Annotated in this window: 15 protein-coding genes and 4 pseudogenes; 8 read left to right on the top strand and 11 right to left on the bottom strand. The window is 72.2% G+C overall.

Going from position 1 to position 19,796, the window contains the following annotated elements:
- Window positions 1-7: 7 nt before the first annotated feature.
- Entirely contained in the window at window positions 8-1,369 is a 1,362-nt protein-coding gene (locus BJF83_RS08205; protein WP_075925811.1) for a four-carbon acid sugar kinase family protein, read from the bottom strand.
- 140 nt (window positions 1,370-1,509) lie between these two features.
- On the opposite strand from BJF83_RS08205, the gene BJF83_RS08200 reads away from it, so the two are divergent.
- Complete coding sequence (locus BJF83_RS08200) at window positions 1,510-1,959, top strand: TetR/AcrR family transcriptional regulator (protein WP_262391395.1); 450 nt, start codon at window positions 1,510-1,512, stop codon at window positions 1,957-1,959.
- 192 nt (window positions 1,960-2,151) lie between these two features.
- Here BJF83_RS08200 and BJF83_RS08195 read toward each other — a convergent pair whose 3' ends face one another.
- From BJF83_RS08195 to BJF83_RS08170, 6 genes and pseudogenes are all read right to left on the bottom strand, one after another.
- Entirely contained in the window at window positions 2,152-3,252 is a 1,101-nt protein-coding gene (locus BJF83_RS08195) for a Gfo/Idh/MocA family oxidoreductase (RefSeq protein ID WP_075925810.1), read from the bottom strand.
- Window positions 3,253-3,321: 69 nt separating this feature from the next.
- Window positions 3,322-4,265 (bottom strand): annotated as a pseudogene (locus BJF83_RS08190) (fructosamine kinase family protein).
- A gap of 5 nt (window positions 4,266-4,270) precedes the next feature.
- Window positions 4,271-4,798 carry a low molecular weight protein-tyrosine-phosphatase gene (locus BJF83_RS08185; RefSeq protein ID WP_075925809.1) on the bottom strand — a complete coding sequence of 176 codons (528 nt, stop codon included), beginning with the start codon at window positions 4,796-4,798 and terminating at the stop codon, window positions 4,271-4,273.
- Window positions 4,799-4,885: 87 nt separating this feature from the next.
- A complete protein-coding gene (locus BJF83_RS08180) occupies window positions 4,886-5,320 on the bottom strand; it encodes a response regulator (protein WP_075925808.1) in 435 nt (144 codons plus the stop codon).
- Window positions 5,321-5,350: 30 nt separating this feature from the next.
- Complete coding sequence (locus tag BJF83_RS08175; RefSeq protein WP_075925807.1) at window positions 5,351-7,246, bottom strand: sensor histidine kinase; 1,896 nt, start codon at window positions 7,244-7,246, stop codon at window positions 5,351-5,353.
- Window positions 7,243-8,517, bottom strand: a complete 1,275-nt coding sequence (locus BJF83_RS08170; protein WP_075925806.1) for a PP2C family protein-serine/threonine phosphatase — start codon at window positions 8,515-8,517, stop codon at window positions 7,243-7,245. Before BJF83_RS08170 ends, BJF83_RS08175 begins: the two co-directional genes overlap by 4 nt.
- A gap of 446 nt (window positions 8,518-8,963) precedes the next feature.
- Between BJF83_RS08170 and BJF83_RS08165 the strand changes: the two genes are divergently transcribed.
- From BJF83_RS08165 to BJF83_RS08155, 3 genes and pseudogenes are all read left to right on the top strand, one after another.
- The gene (locus tag BJF83_RS08165; protein ID WP_075925805.1) at window positions 8,964-9,650 is read left to right on the top strand and encodes a heme oxygenase (biliverdin-producing); all 687 of its coding nucleotides are present in this window, start codon (window positions 8,964-8,966) and stop codon (window positions 9,648-9,650) included.
- Window positions 9,651-9,762: 112 nt separating this feature from the next.
- Window positions 9,763-10,421: pseudogene (locus BJF83_RS08160) on the top strand (TetR/AcrR family transcriptional regulator).
- A 151-nt stretch (window positions 10,422-10,572) separates the two neighbouring features.
- The gene (locus tag BJF83_RS08155; protein WP_075925804.1) at window positions 10,573-10,878 is read left to right on the top strand and encodes a hypothetical protein; all 306 of its coding nucleotides are present in this window, start codon (window positions 10,573-10,575) and stop codon (window positions 10,876-10,878) included.
- Here BJF83_RS08155 and BJF83_RS08150 read toward each other — a convergent pair.
- Window positions 10,859-11,773: a 3'-5' exonuclease gene (locus BJF83_RS08150; RefSeq protein ID WP_075925829.1), complete on the bottom strand. Its 915-nt coding sequence runs from the start codon at window positions 11,771-11,773 to the stop codon at window positions 10,859-10,861. The two genes, BJF83_RS08155 and BJF83_RS08150, sit on opposite strands and share 20 nt — an antisense overlap.
- A gap of 269 nt (window positions 11,774-12,042) precedes the next feature.
- Here BJF83_RS08150 and BJF83_RS08145 point away from each other — a divergent pair, with 269 nt between their 5' ends.
- Together BJF83_RS08145 and BJF83_RS08140 are read left to right on the top strand one after the other, a co-directional pair.
- Window positions 12,043-13,023 (top strand): asparaginase, encoded by a 981-nt coding sequence (locus tag BJF83_RS08145; protein WP_075925803.1) that lies wholly within the window; start codon window positions 12,043-12,045, stop codon window positions 13,021-13,023.
- A 55-nt stretch (window positions 13,024-13,078) separates the two neighbouring features.
- Window positions 13,079-14,344, top strand: a complete 1,266-nt coding sequence (locus tag BJF83_RS08140) for an NAD(P)/FAD-dependent oxidoreductase (RefSeq protein WP_075925802.1) — start codon at window positions 13,079-13,081, stop codon at window positions 14,342-14,344.
- Here BJF83_RS08140 and BJF83_RS08135 read toward each other — a convergent pair.
- From BJF83_RS08135 to BJF83_RS08125, 3 genes are all read right to left on the bottom strand, one after another.
- Window positions 14,328-14,519, bottom strand: coding sequence for a ferredoxin (locus BJF83_RS08135; RefSeq protein WP_075925801.1), 192 nt, complete (start codon window positions 14,517-14,519; stop codon window positions 14,328-14,330). The genes BJF83_RS08140 and BJF83_RS08135 overlap by 17 nt on opposite strands.
- 152 nt (window positions 14,520-14,671) lie before the next feature.
- A complete protein-coding gene (pip, locus tag BJF83_RS08130; RefSeq protein WP_075925800.1) occupies window positions 14,672-15,628 on the bottom strand; it encodes a prolyl aminopeptidase in 957 nt (318 codons plus the stop codon).
- Window positions 15,629-15,708: 80 nt separating this feature from the next.
- Window positions 15,709-16,587: a DUF4429 domain-containing protein gene (locus BJF83_RS08125; RefSeq protein ID WP_075925799.1), complete on the bottom strand. Its 879-nt coding sequence runs from the start codon at window positions 16,585-16,587 to the stop codon at window positions 15,709-15,711.
- A 151-nt stretch (window positions 16,588-16,738) separates the two neighbouring features.
- Between BJF83_RS08125 and BJF83_RS08120 the strand changes: the two are divergent.
- A pseudogene (locus BJF83_RS08120) lies at window positions 16,739-18,456 on the top strand (AMP-binding protein).
- A 199-nt stretch (window positions 18,457-18,655) separates the two neighbouring features.
- Window positions 18,656-19,715 (top strand): annotated as a pseudogene (locus BJF83_RS08115) (3-deoxy-7-phosphoheptulonate synthase).
- Window positions 19,716-19,796 lie beyond the last annotated feature (81 nt).

Below are 19,796 nucleotides of genomic sequence, written 5' to 3'. Positions count from 1 at the left end.
GACGGTCTCAGGCGGGGCCCCTGGTCAGGGTCGGCACGACGTGCTCCGACACCTCCGAGTGCACCTGGTGCAGCCGCGTCTGCACGGCCCTGCGCAGCTTCGCCAGGCACTCGACCAGCGTGATGTCGTCGCCGACCAGACCCCCCTTGGCCACCACCGGCGTGCCGTCCAGCGGCCCGCCGCTCAGGTGCCCGTGCACGGCCAGCGGCACGACCTCGCCGCCGACGTCCACCGCGTGCACGTCCAGTTCGTCCAGGAGGCTCGCGGTGAGGTCTCCCCCGGTCAGGTACAACCCGCTCGGCAGAGCCTGAGGCCCCGCCGTGTCCGCGATGTCGTTGATCACGTCCGCCACCAGGCGGGCGATCCGTCCGGGCAGCTCCGCCCTGGCCTGGACCGGCAGCTCCCGCACGTGCTCGGCGGTGGTCACCACGCGCAGCACGCACAGCTCCGGGAAGCCCGTCGACGTCAACTGCTCGGTCAGGTCCTCGGCGACCTTGTCCGCGTGGTCGCCGTCCGGATCACTGAGCGCCACCGCGTCGAGATCGACGAACCGCACCGCCCCCGTCCGCGCCACCGTCGCCAACTGGCGGCGCGTCAGGTCGGTCGTACTGCCCGTGACCCCGAGCAGCGCACCGCGCGAGCCGGCCTGGCCGCGCAGACGCAGCGCGTAGGCGAGCAGCGCCCCGGTCGGCCCAGGGTCGACCGACACCCACACGACCCCCGCCTCGTGGTGCGCCTCGGCCGCCGCCTCCGCGATGTCGTTCAGGTGCTGTTCCGAACTCGCGTCGCACACCACCACGGGTTCGTCGCCCGCGAGCAGCTCCGCGGTGAGCATCTTCTGGGTGATCTGCCGGACGGGCACATGCCGCACCGGCAGGTCGGTCTGCGCGGCGAGGATGTCGCTCACGACACTGGTGGTCATCGGGTTCAGGGGATCGAGCGCCAGGTCGGTACGCTCCAGCGGCTGCCCGTTGAGCAGCTGCACGCCGTCCTCCGTGATCCGGCCGGAGCCGGGGAAGGCCGGAGTGAACAGGACCCTGACGCGGGTCCCGGACGGCACCCGCTCGCGCACGGCGTCGTAGGCGGCCTCCAGTTCCGCGCCGACGTTTCCCCTCAGGGTGCTGTCGGTCCGCTTGACCACCAAACCCACCGGCCAGACCGCCTCGACCACGTCGGTGACCAGGTCGGCCGCCTGCTCGGGGGGCACGTGGCGGCTGTCCAGGTTGGCCACGACGACGTCGTAGTCGGCCTGTACCCGGCTCACGTGCTCGGGGGTCACCGTGGCAACGCGCATGCCGGTGCGCGCGAACCGGGCACCGGTGGCGTTGGCTCCGGTGAGGTCGTCCGCCACCACGAGGACCTGGGCCACGGCACTGCTCCTTCGGACGAAACGCTGGGGCAACCTCCCTCCAACATAGAGCCAAAGGCCCGTGCGCGGGCCCTGCCTGGAACGTCCCGTCCGCGCCGGTCCCGATTCCGGCAACCAACCGGTTGGCCTAATCTGTCACCATGCGCAACACCACCCGCACCGAGAACACCCGTGCCCTGCTCCTCAGGTCCGCCAGGCACGAGTTCGCCGAGCACGGCGTCGCCGGGGCGCGCGTGGACCGGATCGCCGAGCGCGCCGGGGTCAACAAGCAACGCATCTACGCCCACTTCGGCGACAAGGAACAGCTCTTCCGCTACGTCGTCGTCCAGGCGCTCGACGAACTCTCCCAGGCCGTCACCGTCACCGACGACCGCGACCCGGCGGCCTACGTCGCCCGCTGCTTCGACTACCACCGTGAGCACCCCGACCTGCTGCGGCTGCTGCTGTGGGAGTCCCTGCACTACGGCAACGCCCGTCTGCCCGCCGAGGAGGAGCGCGCCGAACTCTACGACGCCAAGGTCGCCTCCCTCTCCGACGCCCTCGGTGAGACCGCCGAGCGTTCGACTCCCGGCAGCTGCTCCTCACCCTGATCGGCCTGGCGGTCTGGCCCCAGATCACCCCGCAGATCGCCCGCCTCGTCCTGGGTCCCGACGCGGTCACGGACGCCGAGCAGGAGCGCCTGCGCGCGTTCCTCGTCGACTTCACCCGCACGGCCCTGGCCGCCTCCCCGTCCCCCGGCCGCGCCGCCGGGTCCCCCGCGGCCACGGACGCCTGAGGCCGGTTCACCCCTGACGCAGCGGAACCACCGTGCCCGTCGCGGCGCTGCGCCGGGCGGCCTCGATGACCTCCAGCCCGTGGATCACCTCGTGCGGATCGACCGGCGGCGGTTCGCCCTCGCCGACCGCGTCCCGCACCGCCGCGTAGAACTGCGGGTAGGCTCCACGCGCGCTGGGCACCCGACGGAGGTCGCCGTCCGCGCCGAGCGTCCCCCACGCCGCCTCCGGCACCACGCCCCAGTCCCGCGCGTCCGGCCGCTCCCCCGCGCCCAGCCGGTCCTCCTGACCGTCCAGACCGCGGCTGGTGTACGCCGCCGTGTCCCCCAGCACCCGGAACCGCGGCCCGTTCTGGGCCGAGAGCGCGCTCATCCACAGGTGCGACCGCGTCCCCCGCTCGTGCGTCAGGGCGAGGAAGACGTCGTCGTCCGCCCGTACCCCGGGGCGCAGCGCGTCCACCTCGGCGTAGACGGAGGCCACCGGTCCGAACAGGTTCACCGCCTGGTCGATCAGGTGCGGCCCCAGGTCGTACAGGACGCCCGCACCGTCGGCCGCCGAACCGCTGTCGCGCCAGGTCCCCTTGGCCTCGGGACGCCAGCGCTCGAACCGCGACTCGAACCGGTGCACCCGCCCCAGCGCGCCCTCCTCGACCAGCTTCCACAGCGTCAGGAAGTCCGCGTCCCAGCGTCGGTTCTGGTACACGGTGAGCACCCGCCCCAACCGCGCCGCCGTCTCGGTGAGTTCCCGCGCCTCGTCCCCGGTGAGCGCGAACGGCTTGTCCACGACCACTGACAGCCCCGCCTCCAGGGCTGCCCGCGCGAGCGGCGCGTGGGTGCGGTTGGGGGTGGCCACCACCGCGATCTCGTACCGGTCGGCGTCGGCCCACAGGTCGGTCGGCGTCGGGTAGACGGTGACGCCGGGGTAGCGTGCCTCGGCCGCCGCCCGACGCCGGGGGTCGCTCGTGACCACGGCGGACAGCCGCAGGCCCGGCACCGCGTCGATGATCGGGGCGTGGAAGACCTCGCCGCCCTTCCCGTAGCCGACCAACGCGACGTGCAGCTCCGGTGCGGCGTGAGTGCCCGGCTCGTGGTGGTGGGACACGTCAGACATGCGCCCAATCTATGGCCCCCGAACCACCGGACGACCCCGCCGCCCCGCAGCCCGGGCTGGCCTTCCCGCTCACCCGCCCCGAAGTGCGGTGCGCGCGGCCTCCAGCGTCGTCGTCCGGTACGCGGCCCCGAACAGGCACACGTGCACGAGCAGTGGATGCAACTGGTGCAGGCCACCCGCGACCGCCATCCGTCCGCCAGCGGCGCCACCTCGTTGTAGGCGTCCCGCACGCGGTCCAGGAACGGCAGGCCGAACAGCGCGAGCATCGCCAGGTCCGCCTCGCGCTGCCCGCCGTGCGCGGCCGGGTCCACCAGCACGGCGTCCCGGTCCCGCCAGATCACGTTGCCGTTCCACAGGTCGCCGTGGACGCGGGCCGGGGGTTCGGCCGCCCCCGCCAGGTCGGGCACGGCGTCGACCACCCGCTCGACGGTCCGGCAGTCGGAGGGGGTGAGCGCGCCCTGGTCGACGGCCCGGCGCAGGTAGGGGCGGAGCCGCTGTTCGGCGTAGAAGCGCGCCCAGTCCCGCGAGGGAGTGTGGTCCAAGGGCAGCGGACCGATGTAGCCGGGCCAGTCCGCGCCGAAGTGGTCGGCGCCGCTCAGGTGCATCCCCGCCAGCTGCCGGCCCAGCCGTTCGGCGGCGGGCGGCGACGGTTCGCGCTCCCCCACCCACGGCAGGACCAGGATGCGCTCGTCCCAGGCCACGACGTCGATCGCGGGGGACCCCAGGCCGCGGCCGAGCCAGTCGAGCCCGCGCGCCTCGGCGGTGAGCACCCCGCTCGCCGGAGCGCCCCGGGGCAGCGACTTGACGAAGAGTCGGGTGCCGTCGGCCAGTTCGGCGTAGGAGATCTCCCAGTCGTGGCTGGTCCCGGCCCGGGCGGCGCGGCGGACGCCCTCGCCGAGCAGCGCCGTCAGGCGCTCGGCCATGGTTCCGGTGACGGGGTCCCGGCGGCGGCCCCCGCGGGTCCCGTCGCCGTCGTCACCGCCGACGGGGCACACGATCGGGTCTCCGTCCACCGGCGCTACCCACGCAGCCGCACGACGAGTTCGCCGGTCAGCCCCTTGGCCGCGGCCTCCACCATGTTGAGGACGGCCGTGAAGCCGTCGTCCCCGCCGTAGTAGGGATCCGGGACCTCGGGGTGGGGACCCGCCCCGGGCGCGAACGACCGGAACAGGCGCAGGCGGTCCGCGGCGAAGCCGAACTCCGCGCCGCGCACGTCCACCACGGCGCGCAGGTCGGCGAGGTTGTCGCGGTCCAGGGCCAGGACCAGGTCCCGCTCGGCGAGCAGGGAGTCCTCGAACTGCCTGGCGGTGTGGTCGGTGAGGTACCCGTGGACGCGCAGGGTGGAGGCGGCGCGCGGGTCCATGCCCCCGCCGACGTGCCAGTCGCCCGTGCCGAGGCTGTCCACCGACACGAGGTCGCCCAACCCCGCCCGTTCCAGGTCGGCGGTCAGGACCTTCTCGGCCATGGGTGAGCGGCAGATGTTGCCCAGGCACACGAGGCTGACGCGGTACGGCCCGGCGGGGTCACGCGGTTCCGGCAAGCTCATGCCCCCTACGGTAACCAATAACCGCGCAGCTCACGCGCTCCACCTGCCGGGAGGGACCGAACCGGTGCACGTGCCGGGGCGCGCCGGTCATCCCTTGGGCAGGCGCACCACGGTGACGAAGAAGTCGTCGATCTGACGGACCACCTTGATGAACTGCTCGAAGTCCACCGGTTTGGGCACGTAGGCGTTGGCGTGCAGGCGGTAGCTGCGCAGCACGTCCTCCTCGGCCTCGGAGGTCGTCAGCACCACGATCGGGATGTGGGCGAGCTCGTCGTCCGCCTTGACCTCCTCCAGGACCTCCCGACCGTCCTTGCGGGGCAGGTTGAGGTCGAGCAGGATCAGGTGCGGGCGGGGGGCCTCGGTGTACTCGCCCTCGCGGCGCAGGAACCGCAGGGCCTCCACACCGTCCGAAACCACGTGCAGGCGGTTGCCCAGCTTGTGTTCCTCGAACGCCTCCTTGGTCATGAGGACGTCCCCGGGATCGTCCTCGACCAGCAGCACCTCGATGGGATGCACCAACATGACCTCGCTCAAGCTTCCAGACCCCTGGTGTCAGGGCCCCGCCCCGTCACCGGGGGGAACCGTACCGCCATCGGTGACGGACCGGGAGGAGGGCACCGTGTCGAGCCGTTCGTCCGGCTCGGTGCCGTCCCCTCCGGGAGCGTCGGTGTCCGTCGACCGCTCCGCGGTCTCCGGCCTCGTGTCCGCGTCCGCGGAGTCCTCCGCCCCCTCGTCCCCGATATCGTCGCCGACGCCCTCCACGGTTTCCGTGTCGGCCGTCACGTCCTCTTCGGGGTCCGCGGGCAATGACCAGCATATGCGCGTTCCGGCCCGGACCGCGTCCCGCGGACCGTCGTCGGTGTCCAGCCAGATCCGGCCGCCGTGGAACTCCACGATCTTCTTGCACATCGCCAGGCCGATGCCCGTTCCCGTGTACTTGTCGCGAGTATGCAACCGCTGGAAGATCACGAAGATGCGCTCGGCGTACTGCGGTTCGATCCCGATCCCGTTGTCCGTGCAGCGGAACACCCACTCGTCACCGCGGCGTTCGACGCCGATGTGGACCCGCGGGTCCTCCTCGGCACGGAACTTCACGGCGTTGCCGACCAGGTTGAAGAACACCTGGGTGAGCAGGGTGCGGTCGCCCTGGACGGTGGGCATGGGGTCGTTCGTGACCTCGGCGCCGGCCTCCTCCAGACGGGTCGACAGGCTGCTCAGCGCGTCGCCGAGCGCCACGTCCAGGTCCACGGAGGCGAAGTCCTTGGTCCGGCCGACCCGGGAGAAGGCGAGGAGGTCGTTGATCAGGGTCTGCATACGCTTGGCGCCCTCGACCGCGAAGTCGATGTAGGAGTCGGCGCGCTCGTCCAGCTGCCCGTGGTAGCGGCGTTGCAGCAGCTGGCAGAAGCTCGCCACCTTGCGCAGCGGCTCCTGCAGGTCGTGGGAGGCGACGTAGGCGAACTGCTCCAGTTCCAGATTGGAGCGGCGCAGCTCCTCGGTCTGGTGCTCCAACAGGGTGGACTGCTCCTGGAGCGCGCGACGCGCGTTGGCCACCTCGTCCAGGTCGTGCACGATCCGCTCGCGCATGGCGTCCACGTCCTGGCCCAGCCGCACGATCTCCGGCGGGCCCTGGAGCGTGATGCGGTGGGCGTAGTAACCCTCCGACACCTGGCGCATGTGCCCTGCCAGCTCCTCCAGGGGGCGCAGGACCCACTGCTGGAGCATGACCCACAGGAACACCGACAGGAACACCACGACCAGGCCGACCAGGACGAGCAGTGCGACGACCTGCTGCGTCGCCAGGGTGAGCCCCGTGCGGGCCTGCTCGATCTCGCTCTGGAGCTGCTGGTTGGTGGCGTCGCTGACCCGGTTGAGTTCCAGGAAGAGCACGCGCCCGCGCTGGAGGTCCTCCTGAGAGGGGCTCTCTCCGTTGCTCACCTGCTCCAGGACGGGCTCGGCGAACTCGTCCGTCCACACCTGCCCGGCGATCAGCAGGTCCTCGACGTTGGAGGCGACCTCGGGGTTGTTCGCGGCCAGCCGTTCGAGATCGGCGCGGTTGTCCAGCAGGGTCACGTTGCCCTCGACGTAGGGCTCCAGGAACTCGCGGTCGTGCGTGAGGATGTATCCGCGCAGAGCGTGGTCCTGGCTGAGGTAGGCGGCGCGCGTCTGGTCGACGGCGTTCACCGCCGGAGTGAGGGAGTCCACCTGCAACGTGAGCGAGTCGCGCGCGTTCAGCGCGGCCAGGGTGATCACCGACACCGCGGTCACGAGCACGACGGCGACGACGGTCAGCAGACTGGTGACGCGGCGGCGCAGACTCCAGGGCGCCCGCGGGCCGATCAGCCCGCGCGGCACTCCGTCCGCGAACAGGTCCCCCGCGACCGGAGTTCCCGCCGTCCGGCGGGGTTCGGTCTCCTCGGGCCGCGTGACCGACTCCTCCGCACGGTTCACGCGCCGTCCCCGTTCACGCCGTGCGCGATGAGCAGCATCGCCACGTCGTCCTGGAGCGGGCCGCCGTTGCTGCGCTCGGCCTCGTCCACCACGTGTTCGGGCAGGCGCCTCAGGGAGACGCCCTGGTCCAGGACGCCGCTGACCATGCGGCGCAGACCAGCCACCTCCAACCGCGCGGGCGGGCGACCGTCGTAGGCGTCGACGAGACCGTCGGTGTAGAAGAGCATGCTCGCGCCCACCGGCAGGACGACCTCGTCCACGTCGGCGGCCTCGACGGGGAACACGCCCAGCGGCGGCTGCGGGGACGCCTGGGCCTCCACGACCGATCCGTCCTGGATGACCAGGGGCGGCGGGTGGCCGAGGAGGCGGACGCGCACGCGGTCGGTGCCGGTGTCCAGGCTGGCCATGCACAGTGTGGCGTACATCTCCTCCTGGGCCCGCTCGCTGACCAGTATCTCCTCAAGGTTGGGCAGCACGCGGTCCTCGGCGACCCCGGCCATGACGAGGGTCCGCCAGGCGATGCGCAGGCTCACCCCGAGCGCGGCCTCGTCGGGGCCGTGGCCGCTGACGTCGCCGATGATGACGTGCGTGGTGCCGTTCTTCTCCACGGCGTCGTAGAAGTCGCCGCCGACCACGGCGCGCTTGCGGCCGGGACGGTAGTAGGCGCGGTGGCTCAGCGGTGAGCTCTGGAGGAGGACCTGGGGCAGGAGGCCGCGTTCGAGGCGAGTGTTCTCGCGGGCGCGCATCCGCGCCTCGTGCAGTTGGCGCGCGTTGTCGTCGGCGCGGCGGCGCTCCAGCGAGTAGCGCAGGCTCCGGCCGAGGAGAGAGCCGTCGACCTGGCCCTTGACGAGGTAGTCCTGGGCGCCGGCGGCGACCGCGGCCACGCCCTCGTGTTCGTCGTCGAGGCCGGTGAGGACGACGACGGCGGCCGAGGGCGCGCTCTGGAGCACCTCGCGCAGCAGGTCCAGGCCCTGCGCGTCGGGGAGGTTGAGGTCGAGGAGGACGCAGCCGCGGAAGCCCTTCAGGGCAGCGCGCGCGTCCGCGAGCGTGGGCACCCACGTGATGCGCGTCGTCAGTGGGGTGTCGGCGAGCAGTTCCTCGGCGAGGAGGGCGTCGCCCGGGTCGTCTTCGACAAGCAGGACGTCGACCGATTCGACGGCCGCGTCCACGCGGTGGGGCGGGGCGGCGTCGTCACCGAGGACGGCGCCGTCATGCGCGGCGGCGCCGTGTGTGGTGACGGCCCAGGCCGTCTCGTCGCCGATCACCGTCACGGGATCGTGCCCTGTTCTCCTGGTATCCACTCATCGCCTTTGGTCTGCTGGTCCGTGGGGCACTGCCGCGCCGCGTGCCCGGAGGTTGGACACTCGGGTCTTCCCGGCGGTTCGGACCCACACGACACCCAAACGATAAACGCCATGGCGACCTGTTGACCAGCGCGCGGGACGAGACACATGCAACGTCGGGCACCGCGGCGGGTGTCCCTCCGTCGCACGTGGGAGCCGCGGCGACCGCTCGGTGGTGCACGTGCAGTGCGGCTGCGTCCGCTTTCCGCACGCGCAGTCGCGCATGCACGGACACGTGCGAGATGTGATGTTCGGCTCGCATCCCCGGTGTGTCAGATATTTTTGCGACAATATGTCATATAAATCTTGACACCGGGTCCCGTGTTGATGACATCATGTCATGAAATACCCGAAGCGGAAGGCGGACGGCTCGGATGAACGCGACGACCCAGGCCCCCACGTCCCGACACGGCGAGGTCCCGTTCTCCGAACGGCTCAGGGCGGCAACGTGGGGCGATCACGAGGCGGCGGAGCACCACGGCTTCACCCGGACGCTCATGGAGGGCGTCCTCCCCCTCGACGGCTACACCGCGATGGTGGCCCAGCACTACTTCGCCTACGTCGCCCTGGAGGACCTGGGCCGGGCCCTGGCCGACGATCCCGTGGCGGGCCGCTTCCACCAGCCCGAACTCCTGCGCGTGCCCGCGCTCGTCCGCGACCTGGAACACTTGCTGGGACCGGACTTCCGGGACCGCGTCTCCCCCAGTCCCGCCACCCGCGCCTACACGGCGCGCATCGAGCGGATGGCCGACCACCCCGAGGGGTTCGTCGCCCACCACTACACGCGTTACATGGGCGACGTGTCCGGTGGCCAGTTCATCCGCCGGGTGGCCGCCAGGACCTACGGCCTCACCCACGAGGGTCTGTCCTTCTACGTCTTCGACGGGCTCGGGAGCCTGCCGCGGTTCCGCTCCGAGTACCGCGCGCGGCTCGACTCCCTCGAACTGACCCCGGCCGCCGCCGACCGCCTCGTCAGTGAGACCCGTCTGGCCTACCAGCTCAACACCGAGGTCCTGGCCGACCTCGGACGCCGCCACACACCCCGCGCCCAGGTCGACTGACCTGGGGCGTGTCCGCGCGGACACCACCGCGCCGGTCACCCCGTGCCCCAGAACGGTGACCCGGAGTCGCCGCCCCGTGCCACCCGGTCGATCGGCGTGACACCATAGGAGGATGCCCAAGATCACGGCACCGACCATCGCCGCGCACCGTGCCCGCACCCGGGAGCGCATCATGGCGGCCGTCGACGAGCTGATCCGGTCACAGGGAATCGACCGCGTCTCCATGACCCACGTGGCCAACGCCGCGGGCATCACGCGCACGGCCCTGTACAACTACTTCCCCGACAAGGCGACGCTGCTCCTGGCCTTCACCGAGGAGGTCAGCGGGGCGTTCGTCGACCGGTACAGGCGCGAGCTCCCCTCGGGGGTGTCCGCCGCGCGCAGGGTCTCCGCGTTCGTCCGTCTCCAGCTCGAAGGCATCGTCGCCCATCCGCACCCACCCGCCGCCGAGCTCGGGGCCAGCCTCGGCCCCGACGCCTACCAGCGCTCGCGGCGCACGTCGCGCCCATGCAACGCCTGCTCACCGAGATCCTGGAGGAGGGTACGGTCGCGGGTGAGTTCGACCCGCTGCCCGCCGAGGCGACCGCCCGGCTGACCCTGTCCGTGGTGGGCTCCCAGCGCATCCCGCTCGTGAGCGGGGAGATCGACCTCGACGAGACCCACGCGCTGGTGACGCGGTTCGTCCTGCGCGCTCTGGGCGTGGCCCCCGAAACCGTGGACACCATCCTGCCGAAACCCACCCGGACCGTGACCCACGGTGCCAGCGCCTGAACGTGCTGCGATAAGGGCGGGCCCGTAATCTGCGCGGTGGGCCTGTCCGCGGCGGTCGAAGTCGCGGTGTGTGGCCGGCCTCGGTGAGAATCGGGCTGCCCGCCCCTCCCGGGCAGCCGACCACCCGACGAGTCGTGAGGCCCTCCCCGACGTGTCCCTCGCCCTGATTCTGTTCGGCGCCGCGCTGGTGTCGCTCGCCCTGTTCAACAAGGTGCCCCGCTACGTTCCGGCGGGCCGCCTCCCCGCCCGGCGCCGGGGCTCCGCGGCCCGCTCCCGGGCCGTCGCCGCGCGCGGCGGCACAACCGCACGCCCGAGACCGGCCGCCGGTGCCGTCGGCACGCGCGCACGCGTCGAACTGGCCTCCGCGCGACTCACCGAGCAGGGGCGCGCCCTGTGCACGGCGGTCGGCGGAAGCGCGCTGATCGTGGCCTTCTTCCTCACGCTCTCCGGCCTCTGAGCCCGCCGGAGTCTCCCGCCATGCGCACCAGCAGACCGCCGACGGCCGCGGCGGCCGCCGCGCCCGTCACCGCGGCGACCGCGGCCATCCGCGCGCGCAGTCGGGTGTCGCGGCGGGCGGCCAGTTCCGCCTCGGCACGCGATCGTTCGTCGAACGCGCCGCCGCACAGGACGGGGTCCAGCTCGGCCTTCCGCCAGCACGACGGCCAGGGGCGGAGCGGGCCGAGGCCGCCGGGGCCGCCTCCCGTGCGCGGTTTCCACCGCACGCGGGCGGCCTCGCCCCGAGCACCGGGGGCCGGAAGGATCCTCGGCTCGGGGCCGTCGTAACGCAGCTCGCCGGGGGCGTTGGTCAGCAGCTCGGCGAGGATCTTGGCGCAGGCCCGGGCGTCGCCGAGCGCGGTGTGCTGCCCGGTGGGCCAATCCCCGCTGAGCGCGTGGGAGGCGCGGGCGAGCGAGTAGCGGCGCAGGTCGAGCTGGGAGCGCAGGGCGCGCAGCGTGCACAGGCCGGACTGCCCCGGGGGCAGGCCCGCGGGGACCAGCTCGGAGGCCAGGAAGCGCTGCTCGAAGTCCAGGTTGTGGCTGACCACGACCGCCCCGGAGACGAGTTCGGTCAGCTTGGGCACCAGCTGGGCGGAGGTGGGCGCGCCGACGGTGTCGCTGTCGCCGATGCCGTGGAACTCGCGCCCGTCGACCTCGGCGCGCGGGTCCACCAGTGTGTTGAACTCCTCGACCACCGTGCCGTCACCGCGCAGCCGCACCACGGCGACCTCGACGACGCGGGCGCCCGTGCGCGGATCCAGCCCGGTCGTCTCCGTGTCGAGCACCGCGTACTCCAGGTCCGCCGCCCGCGGGCCGACCCGCCTGCGGGTCAGCGAGCCCCACCGCAGCGTTCCCATCGCCTGCTCCACTCACTCGTCACCGCCGGTTCGCCGGTGTCCGGCCCGGTCGTACTCGAACCGACCTTACTCCCCGTGCGCGACAGCGAACCGCCGTGCGCGTGACCGTGCCCGCACGGCGCCGTCCCGGCACGAGCGTGAGCGGGGCACGAGTGGTTGATCCCACCCCAACACCGGAAGAAAGGTGCATTATGTAACGTTCTTATTCGTGTCCACAGAAACATGGACACTCCCCGCGCACCCGCACCTCAACGGCGAGGAGATCCCGCATGCCCCACACCCCGCGGCCGACGCTGAGCCCGTACCCGGAATACGTGCCCCTCGCGGAGGTCACCCGTTCCGGAATGCGGGAGAGCGTCCACTACGGCGCGGTGGTCGCCCTGACCCCGACCGGGCGGATCGCCCTCGCGCGCGGCCCCGTCCACCAGCCCATGTTCCCCCGTTCGGCCGCCAAGCCCTTCCAGGCCCTGGCCATGCTGCGCGCGGGCGCCCCGCTGGAGGGCAGCTCCCTCGCCATCGCCGCGGGCAGCCACGGCGGCGAGGACATGCACGCCGCCGAGGCCGAGCGCATCCTCACCAAGGCAGGGCTCACCCCCGACGCCCTGCGGTGCCCGGAGGACATCCCCGGCGGGCGGGCGGCGCGCCGCGACTTCCTGCGCGCGGGCCGCGAACCCGAACGCCTCCTCATGAACTGCTCAGGCAAGCACGCGGGCATGCTCTCCGCCTGCGTCCAGCGGGGTTGGAGCACCGACGACTACCTCGACCCCGAGCACCCCCTCCAGGTCCTGGTCCGAGAGACCGTCGAGGAACTGACCGGCGAACGCGTCTCGCACACCGCCGTCGACGGCTGCGGGGCGCCCCAGTTGGCCGTCTCCCTGGTCGGGCTCGCCCGGGGCCTGCGGCGCATGCGCGCCGCCCCCGAGGGCAGCCCCGAGCGCGCCGTCACCGACGCGATGAGCGCCCACCCGGAATACGTGTCGGGCGCCGACCGGATCGACACCGTGCTCATGACCCGCGTCCCGGGGATGGTGGCCAAGATCGGCGCGGACGGGGTGCACCTCATCGGCGCGCCCACCGGCGAGACCGTCGCGGTCAAGATCAGCGACGGCGACGCCGAGGAGCGGGCGCGTACCCTGGTCGCACTCGACGCCCTGCGCGCCATCGGCGTGGACGTCTCCCCCGTGCACGACCTCCTGCGCGTCGACGTCCACGGCGGAGGCGCGCCCGTCGGGGAGGTCCGCGCGCTGTAGTCCGGGCCCTGACCCCGGCGAACACGACCTGACCCGACACCGGAAAGGCACCACAGTGCCGGACACCCTCAGCGACATCGTCATCGCCGGCGCCGGAATGGCGGGGCTGCACGCCGCGGAGTCCCTGCGCGAGCAGGGGTTCGACGGTCGGATCACGCTGGTCGGCGAGGAACCGTACCGCCCGTACTCGCGGCCCCCGCTGTCCAAGGAGGTCCTCACCGGGGCAGGGATGGACCCGTCCAACGGCGCTCCTGGCTGGCTCGTGGGACACCGCGCCCTGCGGCTGCGCGACGACGCCGCGCTGGACGCCCTGGACCTGGACTTTCGCCCGAACACCCGCGCCGTCCGGCTCCACACACGGGCGCGCGAGGTCGACGTGACGGGACCCGAGGGCTCGGAGACCGTGCGCTACGACGGCCTCGTCATCGCGACCGGCGCCCGGGCGCGACGGCCCGACACGACCCTCGCGGGCGTGCACGTGCTGCGCACCCTGGACGACGCCGAGGCCGTGCGCGCCGCCTTCGACTCCGGCGGCCGCCTCGTGGTCGTCGGAGCGGGCTTCGTGGGCGCCGAGGTTGCGGCCAGCGCCCGTGCCGTGGGCATGGAGGTGACGCTGGTGGAGGCGGCGACCACGCCGCTGACGCGGGTGATCGACCCGAGGATCGGACGGATCCTGACCGAACTGCACCGGGAGAACGGCGTCGACGTGCGTCTCGGGGTGGGCGTGACCGGATTCGAGGGCGCCGACCGCGTGGAGCGCGTCCGGCTGGCCGACGGATCCGCGGTCGAGGCGTCCCTCGTGGTGGCGGGGCTGGGTGTGCACCTGAACACCGAGTGGCTGCACGGGTCGGGCGTGGAACTGCTCCCCGACGGCGCGGTCGCCTGCGACGCGTTCTCGGCGACGTCCGTGCCCGACGTGTACGCCGTCGGCGACCTGGCGAACTGGCCGCACCCGCGCTACGGCGGCCGGATCCGGCTGGAGCACTGGACGAACGCCAGTCAGCAGGGGGAGGCGGCGGCCCGCAACCTCCTCGCGGGCTCGGGGCGCACCCCCTTCACCCCGGTGCCCTATTTCTGGTCGGACCAATACAAGATGAAGATCCAGCTGCTGGGACAGGCCGCACCCGCCGATAAGGTCGCGTTCGTGCACGGGTCTGCGGAGGACCGCAAGTTCGTGGCCTTCCTGGGCCGCGGCGGGCTCCTCACCGGGGTGCTGGGGTTGCGGTCAACGCCGCGGACCATGCGTTACCGGGGTCTGCTGGACGAGCCCACGACATGGGACGAGGCGCTGACCGCAGCGGGAGCTACGCCTTCAGGGTGATGGCCTGCTTGGGGCACAGGCGCGCGGCCTCACGCACCTTCTCGTGCAGCTCGGCGGACGGTTCCTCGGTCAGGACGTAGAGGAAGTCGTCGTCGCGGACCTCGAAGACCTCGGGGGCCGCCCCCATGCACAGGGCGTTGCTCTCGCACTGGTCGAAGTCGACCTCGACTCGCATGTCTGTCCCTTCGTCGCGCGGATCTCGGGTGCCTCGACTCTAGTGCGCCGCATCGTGGGATCGGGGACCCGTCCGGGCCGGGTCGCCCTTCCCGTCGTCTCCAGGGTCCCGCCCACCGCGACCCGCCGGGCCCTGCGGCCCCCGGACGGTCGCTACCCGGCGAAACGGTCGGTCGCCTCGATGAGCCGGTCGAGGATGCCGGGCTCGTTGAACGCGTGCCCGGCGTCGCCGACGATGTGGAACCGCGCCTCCGGCCACGCCTTGTGCAGATCGTAGGCGGTGTGGACGGGCGTGCACACGTCGTAGCGCCCCTGCACGATCACGCCCGGGATGTCGCGGATCTTCTCGGCCCCGTCGATGAGCTGGTTCGGGGCCAGGAAGCCCCGGTTGCTGAAGAAGTGGTTCTCGATCCGCGCGAACGCCAGCGCGTAGTCCTCGTCGGAGTGCTGGGCGCGGATCTCGTCGTTGGGCAGCAACGTCACCGTCGACCCCTCCCACACGCTCCACGCTCGGGCGGCCGCCAGGCGCACGGCGCGGTCCGGATCGCCCAGCCGCCGTGCGTAGGCGGCGATGAGGTCGTCGCGCTCCTCGACCGGGATCGGCGCGAGGTAGGACTCCCACAGGTCCGGGAACAGCATCGACGCGCCCTGCTGGTAGAACCAGCGCAGCTCCTCGTCGCGCAGGGTGAAGACACCGCGCAGGACGAGTTCGCTGACCCGCTCCGGGTGGCGCTGCGCGTAGGCCAGCGCCAGGCAGCTGCCCCAGGACCCGCCGAACACCTGCCACCGCGACACGCCGATCATCTCGCGCAGTCGCTCGATGTCCTCGACCAGCGTCCACGTGGTGTTCGTGGACAGGTCGGAGTCCATCCGGCTGGCGTGCGGCGTCGACCGGCCGCAGTTGCGCTGGTCGAAGAGCAGGATGCGGTACCGCTCGGGGTCGAAGAGCCGGCGGTGGGTCGGCGAGCAGCCGCCGCCGGGCCCGCCGTGCAGGAACACGACGGGTTTGCCCACGGGGTTGCCGCACAGTTCCCAGTAGACGCGGTGTCCGTCTCCGACGTTGAGCGTCCCGGAATCGTACGGCTCGATACGCGGGTAGAGGGTGCGCAAGGCGGATGACCTTTCCAGTCGCGAACCGCCGGGCGGTCACCCGGCGGGAGCGGACGCGGGGCGCGGGGCGGCCGTCCCGGTCACAGGCGTCCGAGGAGTTCGGCCTTCTTCGCGTCGAACTCCTCATCGGTGAGCAGTCCCTCCGCATGGAGCCTGCCCAACTCACGAATGGTGGCCAGAACCGCCTCGGCGCCCTGCTCGGCCAGCGGGGCCGGCAGCGGGCCGGGCGGCGCGGCCTCCGGCTCGGCCGGAACGCGGTGGGCGTTGATCGTCGCCGCCATGAGCAGGGTCTCCTCGCTGCCCTTGGTCCCGTGGGAGGCGAGGGTGAAGAAGTCGTGTGCGACGTCGGTGGCCTCGCTCACGCCGCGCAGTTCGATGCGCAGCAGGCCCTCGGTCAGGTCGACCGGCGGGAACCACCGGGCCTCGGCGATCTCGGCGAGGCGGAACTCCCTCGCCTTCTCCTTCTCCTTGGCCGAACTGGCCATCAGGCCGTCCCACTGGAGCCGGACACGGGTGCCGTCGAAGGTGGCCGTGCCCTCGGCGGTGCGGGCCTGGAAGGGAGGCCGCGCCACCAGCGACCGCGCCACCTCGCGCGGGTCGACGGCCCCGCCGGCGATCTCCCGGGCCAAGCCGACCGCGGAGGTGATCTTGTCCGCGACGTACTCGGCGACGAGCTCCCCGTCATACGGGCCGGTGAGCTCCAGCGGGGTCGTCGCACCCCGTCCGGGCGCACCCAGCCCCGCGTACGGGTCCGCACCGTCGACCAGCCACAGCCGCATCCGCCACCCGCGCTTGCGGTCACCGCGCCCGAACTCGACCTCACGCACCGCCACCAGCGGGACCGCGCACTCACTCACGTGCCTGAGCAAGGTGGGAACCTTGCGCCCCGAGTCGAACCTGATCCGTACCGTCTCTTCGTCGATTCGCCAGGTTCCGTGATGTCCGCGCAGTTCCTCCATGCGCCCCATAGTAGGGCTCCCGGACCGGAGGCATCGCCCGCGCGCATCCCGGGTAGGACTCGCTGCGCACACGCGTATCCACCGCCCCGCGCGGGCCAAGCACGCGGACGGTCCGGCCCGGCCGCCGTCCCCGACCCGGAGGTCGCCGAGGATGTCGAAACAGAGGGCCGCGGAGGGCGCGGCGGAGTTCCATGCCGCGCGCGACCTGCTGCTCCGACTCCGTGAGGACCAGCCGAGAGCGCACCGGGAGTTCACCTGGCCCCGGTCCGAACGGTTCAACTGGGCGTTGGACCACTTCGACGCGTTGGCGGAATCCGTCCCCGACCGGACGGCGCTGTGGATCGTGGAGGAGGACGGAAGCGAGGCGAAGTACACCTACCGTCATCTGTCCGAGCGCTCGAACCAGGTGGCCAACTGGCTGATCGGCCAGGGGGTGCACGCCGGCGACCGGATCATGCTCATGCTCGGCAACCAGGTCGAGCTGTGGGAGACCACCCTCGCGGCGATCAAGCTCGGCGCCGTGGTCTGCCCGACCTCGCCCGTGCTGAACGAGAGCGACCTGGTCGACCGGCTGGACCGGGGCGAGATCGCGCACGTGGTGAGCGCCCCCGCCGAGACGGCGAAGTTCGCGAGCCTGCGCGGCCACTGGACGCGGATCTGCGTCGGGTACATGGACGGCTGGCTCAGCTACCCCGACTCCGAGCACTCGGCCCTGGACTTCGCGCCCCCGCACGTGCCCGCCGCCGACGACCCGCTCCTGCTCTACTTCACCTCCGGCACGACCTCCCGGCCCAAGCTGGTCTCCCACTCCCAGCGCTCCTACCCGGTCGGCCACCTGTCGACCATGTACTGGCTGGGCGTCCGGCCGGCCGACATCCACCTGAACATCTCCTCCCCCGGATGGGGCAAGCACGCCTACAGCAGCGTGTTCGCCCCGTGGAACGCGGAGGCGACCGTACTGGTGGTCAACCAGACCAGGTTCGACGCCGAACGCCTGCTGGACCAGGTCGTGCGCTGCGGGGTGACCACCATGTGCGCGCCGCCCACGGTCTGGCGGATGCTCATCCAGACCGACCTGCGGTCCTGGCACGTGCCGCTGCGCGAGGCGGTGGCCGCGGGCGAGCCGCTCAACCCGGAGGTGGTGGACCGGGTGCGCGAGGCCTGGGGGATCACCGTCCGTGACGGCTTCGGCCAGACCGAGACCACCATGCTCGTCGGCAACGCGCCCGGCCAGACCGTCGTGCCAGGATCGATGGGCCGCCCGCTGCCCGGGTACGACATCGTGCTCGCCGACCCGACCACGGACGAGCCCTCCGACAGCGGGGAGATCTGCGTCGACCTGTCCGGGGACCCGGTGGGGGTGATGACGGGGTACGCCGACGGAACGGACCTGACCCGCGAGGTGACCCGGCGCGGCCTATACCACACCGGCGACATCGCCACCAGGGACGCACGCGACCACATCACCTACATCGGCCGGATCGACGACGTGTTCAAGCGTCCGATTACCGGATCTCACCGTTCGAGCTCGAAAGCGTGCTCGTCGAGCACGAATTCGTCGCCGAGGCAGCGGTGGTCCCCTCTCCCGATCCACTGCGGCTGTCGGTCGCCAAGGCCTTCGTCGCCCTGGCCGAGGGGGTGCCTCCGGACGCGGACACCGCCCGTGCCGTCCTCGCCTACGCCCGCGAACGCCTCTCGCCCTACAAGAGGGTGCGCCGCCTGGAGTTCACCGAGCTTCCCAAGACCGTCTCGGGTAAGATCCGGCGTGTACAACTGCGTCGGGCCGAGGCCGAACGCGGCACGGTCACCGATGGCGAGCGCAACCCGGGCGAGTTCTGGGAAGAGGACCTGCCGGGGCTGAAGGACTGATCCTCGCGGCCCCGAGGCGGAACGGTTCCCGCAACGGCCGTCCCGCGTGCGGAGACGATTCGGCGGCACACCCGTTGTGGTGTTTCCCATTCCCCAGACCCGCGCCACCACCCCACGCGACCGTGTCCGACCAGCCCGGACCGCGCTACTGTCAGTCGCGGCGACAGCCAGCACCGACCGAGGGACCGAGGGGATCACGATGCCGAGCACCAACGACACACGGGTGGCGAGTTACCAGCCGCTCATCGCCCCTCGGGACCTGCTCAGGGAACTCCCCCTGGGCCACGACCGCAACACCCTGGTGGAACGGTCGCGCGCCGAGGTCAAGCGCGTCCTCGACGGCGACGACGACCGCCTGCTCGTCGTCGTCGGCCCGTGCTCGGTCCACGACCCCGAGTCGGCGATGGACTACGCGCGGCGCCTGCTCGGCCTCGTCCCGTCCCTGCGCGAGGACCTGTGCGTCGTCATGCGCGTGTACTTCGAGAAGCCGCGCACGACCGTGGGTTGGAAGGGCCTGATCAACGACCCCCACCTCAACGACACCTACGACGTCCACCACGGTCTGCGCACCGCGCGCCAGCTGCTGCTGGACATCAACTCCCTGGGGCTGCCGGCCGGCACCGAGTTCCTCGACCCGATCACGCCCCAGTACATCGCCGACGCCGTGACCTGGGGCGCCATCGCGCCCGCACCACGGAGAGCCAGGTCCACCGCCAGCTGAGCAGCGGCCTGAGCACCCCGGTCGGCTTCAAGAACGGCACCGACGGCGACGTCCAGGTCGCCGTGGACGCCGTCGGCGCGGCCGCCGCCTCGCACACGTTCTTCGGCGTCGACCCGGCCGGCGCCGGGTCCGTCGTGGTCACCGACGCAACCCCGACTGCCACGTCATCCTGCGCGGCGGCCGGGTCGGCCCGAACTACGGCGCCGAGTCGGTGAACGCCGCGCTGGACGTCATCGGCAAGGCGGGGCTGCCGCGCCGTCTGATGATCGACGCCAGCCACGCCAACAGCGGCAAGGACCACACCCGGCAGCCCGGTGTGGCGTCCGCCATCGCCGAGCAGATCGCCGAGGGCCAGGCGGGAATCATCGGCGTCATGCTGGAGAGCTTCATCGTGGAGGGCGCCCAGAAGCTCAGCGACCCGGCCGCGCTCACCTACGGCCAGTCGATCACCGACAAGTGCATGGGCTGGGAGACCACCGAGCACGTGCTCACCCAGCTGGCCGAGTCCGTGCGCCAGCGCCGCAAGAGCACCGACTGAGACCGGGCGGCCGGTCGAGCGGGGCCCGGCGGCGCGCCGCCGGGCCCCGCGTCCGCTCCAAAGGGGACCCGCGACGGAGGT

The organism is Nocardiopsis sp. CNR-923, assembly GCF_001942255.1.
In the GTDB taxonomy this organism is placed as follows: domain Bacteria; phylum Actinomycetota; class Actinomycetes; order Streptosporangiales; family Streptosporangiaceae; genus Nocardiopsis.
The sequence above is the reverse complement of the archived record's forward strand: the minus strand, read 5'-3'. Positions and strand labels throughout refer to the sequence as shown.